Here is a 1739-nt window from a genome sequence, read left to right on the forward strand (position 1 = left end):
TCAGGTAACTGAGAGGCAATAACAACGCTTACAAAATATATCTCCAAAAACAGATATAGTACTAAAGAAAACCTTCGTTTCTTAAAGGCTTTTAGCGTAAATACAGTCACAAGCAGGAGTAATAATAAGGGAATAAACAATTTAATATAAGAACACCTCTATTTAAATTTATATTAGCAAAACATGCTTGTCTTTTTTAGCCATCATTGAGTGCAACTGATGTTTGTTAGGGCTACATTCACTCGGGAATATAAAGTACCTGTCTTCTTTAGTTTTCTTTAGTTAGTTTTGCGGGATATTAATCTCTGCGGTCATGTAGTCCACGTTGTTCCCTGATAGGAATACTCTATTATCTTTGACTTCACATTCCACGCTGCCCGACCGCTTAGACAGCTGTCGAGCACTAAGCTTGTTGCGACCGAGACGGCTAGCCCAGTATGGCGCAAGTTCACAATGGGCAGATCCTGTAACTGGATCTTCGTTCACTCTAAGCTTAGGAAAGAAACAGCGGCTGACAAAATCGACCTCTTGTCCCGGGGCAGTTACAACCACACCCCGTAGCCCAAGCTCTTTGAGCTTTTCAAAATCCGGTTTTAGTGATTTTATTTCTTCTTCAGAATCAAAAACAACTAGATAGTCAAACCCGGATAGTACTTCCTTAGGGGCTTTGCCGAGCGCACTAACTAGCGCTGAAGGTGCTTCAGTGTTGATAAGCGATGCAGCCGGAAAATCCATACAAAAACCGGTGCCACTTCGCGTGACAGTAAGTGGCCCACTGCGGGTATGGAAAACTACTTCCTGTTTGGTGTAGTGTAGATGAGTGTAGAGTACATGAGCCGCAGCAAGTGTCGCATGCCCACAAAGATCAACTTCATCTGCTGGCGTGAACCATCTCAACTCATAGGCATTTCCCATCGGTACGAAAAATGCGGTTTCAGAGAGATTATTTTCTTCAGCAATGGCCTGCAACAAACTATCATCAAGCCAAGCTTCTAGTGGACATACCGCAGCCGGATTACCTTCAAAAACATGGTTTGCAAAAGCATCAACCTGAAACATCTTAAGCTTCATCTATCTTCCTTTTATATGCTAAAAACCCAACGCTCAGCAATTACGGCTATTCAAGTGCTGGTACATATCGCTAGGCCTCTTTTCATCTTTTGATTGAAAACAAGCCGAACCAAAATGCCCCTTCTAGAACGAGCCCAAAAATAATGAACAGGAACACACCTGACTGAATTCCCATACTGTAAGATGTTATAGCTGCGACTAGAAGAGCCAGAACAATAAGAATTCGCAAAATACCTTTCATTCAAACTCTCCTTTTAAATGCTTAATAAAAAGGCACAAAGATGAAGGCACAAAGATGCCTGTCATGTTAAATCTCGGCACACAAATATGCCTGTCATGTTAAATCTAGTTTCGGCACACAAATATGCCTGTCATGTTAAATCTAGTTTAATCAACTTCTAAGCTTAGAGCTTTGACCAATTTGTAACATGGTGTCTCTAACGAATAAGCGAGACAGGCATAACTAGAAAAATCCCAAACTGTCCCCTCGTACACTTTCCTTAACCTAAATCCTTATTCAAACTAGCAAACGAGTTAATCAGAGTCGGTCAGCTACTATGCCTAAAGCCCGAAAGTCACAAATTAGTTTATCGGATACGCCCTATTATCACTGTATTTCCCGCTGTGTTCGTCGTGCTTTCTTGTGTGGCGAGGAAAACGGTAGAAGC

Annotated in this window: 1 protein-coding gene and 1 pseudogene; one reads left to right on the plus strand and one right to left on the minus strand. The window is 41.6% G+C overall.

What is annotated here, in order from left to right:
* Positions 1 to 282: 282 nt before the first annotated feature.
* Positions 283 to 1071: a PhzF family phenazine biosynthesis isomerase gene (locus tag ACTRWF_RS19560; RefSeq protein ID WP_462836093.1), complete on the minus strand. Its 789-nt coding sequence runs from the start codon at positions 1069 to 1071 to the stop codon at positions 283 to 285.
* Positions 1072 to 1628: 557 nt separating this feature from the next.
* Here ACTRWF_RS19560 and ACTRWF_RS19565 point away from each other — a divergent pair.
* Positions 1629 to 1739: pseudogene (locus tag ACTRWF_RS19565) on the plus strand (transposase); the annotation flags it as partial.

The organism is Alteromonas sp. G5_S2_22_S1, from assembly GCF_054968525.1.